4 protein-coding genes and 1 pseudogene are annotated in these 3,782 nt (G+C 57.4%); 3 read left to right on the forward strand and 2 right to left on the reverse strand.

What is annotated here, in order from left to right:
- Positions 1 to 178: 178 nt before the first annotated feature.
- Positions 179 to 1,030, forward strand: a complete 852-nt coding sequence (locus QD357_RS31365; RefSeq protein WP_004129754.1) for an SDR family NAD(P)-dependent oxidoreductase — start codon at positions 179 to 181, stop codon at positions 1,028 to 1,030.
- Between the two features lie 29 nt (positions 1,031 to 1,059).
- Positions 1,060 to 1,761, forward strand: coding sequence for a RibD family protein (locus QD357_RS31370; RefSeq protein WP_004129756.1), 702 nt, complete (start codon positions 1,060 to 1,062; stop codon positions 1,759 to 1,761).
- A gap of 108 nt (positions 1,762 to 1,869) precedes the next feature.
- On the opposite strand, the gene QD357_RS31375 is transcribed toward QD357_RS31370, so the two are convergent.
- On the reverse strand, positions 1,870 to 2,643 hold the full coding sequence (locus tag QD357_RS31375; RefSeq protein ID WP_037155973.1) for a DeoR/GlpR family DNA-binding transcription regulator: 774 nt from the start codon (positions 2,641 to 2,643) through the stop codon (positions 1,870 to 1,872).
- Positions 2,644 to 2,866: 223 nt separating this feature from the next.
- Between QD357_RS31375 and QD357_RS31380 the strand changes: the two are divergent.
- A pseudogene (locus tag QD357_RS31380) lies at positions 2,867 to 3,032 on the forward strand (NAD(P)(+) transhydrogenase (Re/Si-specific) subunit alpha); the annotation flags it as partial.
- Between the two features lie 105 nt (positions 3,033 to 3,137).
- Here QD357_RS31380 and QD357_RS31385 read toward each other — a convergent pair.
- On the reverse strand, positions 3,138 to 3,782 hold a 645-nt coding region (locus QD357_RS31385; protein ID WP_414125876.1), incomplete at its 5' end, for an N-acyl homoserine lactonase family protein.

Raw genomic sequence — 3,782 nt, forward strand, 5'->3', positions numbered from 1 at the left:
CCTATGTTGTTAGGAGGTTGAGCTGTCGTTCGCAGCCAGCAGATATGGTCCGACCACACAAGCGCCCGCGTAGCGCTGGTGCGCTTCTTGCGCTGGTGCCTTCGGCTGAGAAAATCCACCGCGACGGCGTGTCCGGCACACCTTCCAGCGGTGACGTCCAATGACGGGAAAGACAAAGATGAGCGAGAGAATGAACAGTATCGTTGCTCCTGGCCGCGTTGCGGTCATCACGGGAGCTGCGAAGGGCATCGGCTTGGCAATCGCGAGGGCTCTCGCGGCCCGCGGCATGAAGCTCGCATTGTTGGATCTCGACACCCACGCACTTGATGATGTTACCTCGACACTCGATACGGACACTCTGGTTGTGAGCGGCGACGTCTCGGATCTATCGACACTGACGAGGTTGCAGGACGAAACGCTCTCTCGGTTTGGCGACGTGGCCATCCTTGTAAACAACGCGGGCATTACGCAAGGAGCCGGCCCCTGGGATGATCCTGTAAAGTGGCGACGCCAGATCGATGTAAACTTCGGAGGTGTTCTAGCCGCACAACACGTCTTCGTGCCCTACCTGATCAAGGCAGCCCGACCATCGGCGGTCGTCAACCTCGGCTCCAAGGAAGGAATTACAACTCCTCCAGGCAATGCCGCCTATTCGGTGGCAAAGGCAGCTGTCAAGGTGCTGACCGAACAGCTGTCGCACGCGCTTTTGAAGGAGACGGGAGGTCGTGTATCGGCTCATCTCCTCGTCCCTGGCTACACGTGGACACCCATGAACATCGCACTCAAGCCGAAGGGCGCTGCCATGCCCGATGAGGCATGGACCGCAGAGCAGCTGGTGGAATACTTCCTGGCCCGTCTGCTCGACGAGGACTTTTACATCATTTGTCCTGATAACGCGGTCACGTCTGCGATCGATGCCAGACGGATCCGCTGGGCGGCCGACGACATGATCCTGAACCGGCCGGCGCTTTCACGCTGGCACCCCGACTGGATGGATAAATTCGCAGCCTGGTTGAAGGCAGACCACTGACGGTGGAATGTTTGTAGAGGAGTAATCCAATGCCCAGACCCCATGTAATCTGTCACATGATGTCGCCACTGGACGGTCGATTGATCGTCAATGATTGGGCCGAGGCGACCGGCCATTCGGTGGAGGAACTCGTGAAGGTCTATGACGACCTGCATGAGAAGATTGGTGCCGACGCCTGGCTTTCGGGAAGAGCGACAGGCGAGGAATTCGCAGACGCCGTCGACCGTCCCTATGAAACAACCGGCACAGCACCGCGGCCGATCCATAACGCCAACCCGGATGCCAACGAGTTCGCTGTTATCGTTGATAAGGACGGTCGGCTACGCTGGGACAAGAACGACATTGAGGGTGCTCAACTTATCGTCCTGACAGGATCTGACGTGGATGATGCTTACCTGGCGGGCCTCACCCAGGCTGGCGTTTCCTATATCGTATCGGAGAAAGATGGCGTCGATCTGAAAAACGCGCTCGATGTTCTCGGCACCGAATTCGGTGTGAAGCGCTTGATGCTGGAAGGCGGGGCGCAAACCAATGGCCATTTCTTGAATGAGGGTCTTGTTGACGAGGTCAGCCTAGTCATCTTCCCTGCGATCGGAGGCAAGTCGAATACACCGGCCATATTCGAGGGCGGTGAGGATGGGCTTGCCGGCGGGGCGAGGCTCACGTTTATCAGCGCCGAAGCCGCTGGCCTCGGCTCCGTCCATCTGAGATATCGCGTTGGACGTCCGTAGGAGACGTCCATAGGAGAAGACTGTAGAAGGGATCCCCCCAATCGGAGGGCCCAGCTTGAGATGGACAGGTGCCGCCTTGCGCGGCATCTATCCGAAGGATGGCGATATTCACTTGCTCTCCTGCGATGCCACTCGAAGTGGCACATTGGCTCCTTCCAAAGCCGCGCGGACGTCGACTGACGGTTCCTGGTCGGTGATGATAACTTCGAACTCGTCAATGGTGGCCAGGACATGAAGAGCGGTATGATTGAAGCGCTTATGGTTTAAGAGCAGGCAGCGACGCGCGGCGCTTGCAATCATCGCTCGCTTCGAGCGGACAACGTCATCATCCATATGGTAGACGCGCAATCCAGAAACTGCCGGCGTTGAGATAAAGGCGATGTCGGCGCTGAGACGCGACAGTGCCTGTTCGGCGACGACGCCGAAAAAACCATTGAACTTCATCGAATAGCGTCCACCGACCGCAATCAGGTTGATCCCTGATTCCGTCTTGAGCCGATCGATGACCGCCGCATTGTTGGTGATCACCGTCAGCGGCCTCCTCTGTGGCAGCAATTCCCCGAGCACCGACGCCATAGATCCGTCGTTGACCATCACCGTCATGCCGGGCTCGACGAGTTCAAGGGCGGCCTCGGCCATCCGGCGCTTGGCCTCGCCCTCCTGCTGCTGGCGAAACCGGAAATCGCTTTCGAAATGGCCTCCTGCCTCGATCGTTGCCCCGCCACGGACCTTGCGAAGCATCCCTGCCTGCTCAAGATCATCCAGATCCCGGTGGATGGTCATCTTGGATACAGCGAACCGATCGGATAGGTCGTCGAGATCCACCACCCTCTGCGCGACCAACAGGTCCATAATGGCCTGCCTCCGATCATCTCTCTTCATATTTTAGTCCTCCGGCGCACTAATCCGATCCTTTAACATCAAGATCCGCCGCTACAAATCACATGCAAACATCATTTTTCGTTAGTTTGTCTTGCTCTATTCGACAACGCCACTGACGCTGCTGGCATACTGGGACACGTGAAGACGCATGATGGCGCGATTGCACCGCTCCATGCATGGCCGAAGGCGCTCATTTTGTAACGAAACAGGATGGTTTGGGGGTTCAAGCGCAAATGTCATCGCCATGGAGATGGTCCCGCGCGTCAGCCGCGCACGGAAGATGGAGGCCTTGTCCTCCATGGTCAACATCGTGGGCTACCGGGCCGTCATCAAAGCGGGCGCGAATATAGGGCTTCTTCACCGGGCAGATCACCGCAGCGGGCAAGGTGTTTGGAAAAGGCCTGTGTCACTGACACCCGGCCTTTTCTCTGCTTATCGCCTTGGAAGGACGATTGTGAACGATGCAGCTTGGTGTTCGCGCTGCTTCAAATCGATCAAACTCTTGATACGTCTCCGTCGGCCACACAAATCTCGACGAGCATGAGCTGGCGATCCGTCAGGCGCGACGGATAGATTTTTGACAGCTGCTCCTCGTGCATGGGAACGATTCGTCGTTCGTCCATACCAACGATTTTGAGCATCTCCTCGGCGGACTCGATCAGACGTGTCTGGCTGCCATTGGCAAGGCCCGGCGGCACAAAGCAGGGATCGGTGGCGTCCTCACCCGTGAGGTTGCTGTAGGTGTAGATGACGTCGCCGGACAGGACAAACTTGCCGTCTCCACCGCCCGTCTCCACCACCACATATTGCGATCCTGCGGTATGGGTGTCGAATGCCGGATAGACATGAACGCCTGGCACTAGGTTTTCCCGCTCTCCCTCCACCAGTTCCAGGCGGCCTTCGATATTTGCCTGGGTCAGATAGAGGATATCCGCCGGATTCAGTCCGGCCTGCAATGAACGGAAGCGCCGACCCTTTGCCAGAATCCACATCCAGGATTCCAATTCTTTCTTCTGAATGAAAATCTTAGCATTTGGGAAGAACTTTAGGCCGCCAATGTGATCGAAGTGCGCGTGCGTGAGGATGACATGCGTGACGTCTTGGGGCCTGATCCCGCATTCCCCGAGAACGATTTCCGG

The organism is Rhizobium sp. BR 317 (assembly GCF_047445835.1).
In the GTDB taxonomy this organism is placed as follows: Bacteria; Pseudomonadota; Alphaproteobacteria; order Rhizobiales; family Rhizobiaceae; genus Rhizobium; species Rhizobium paranaense.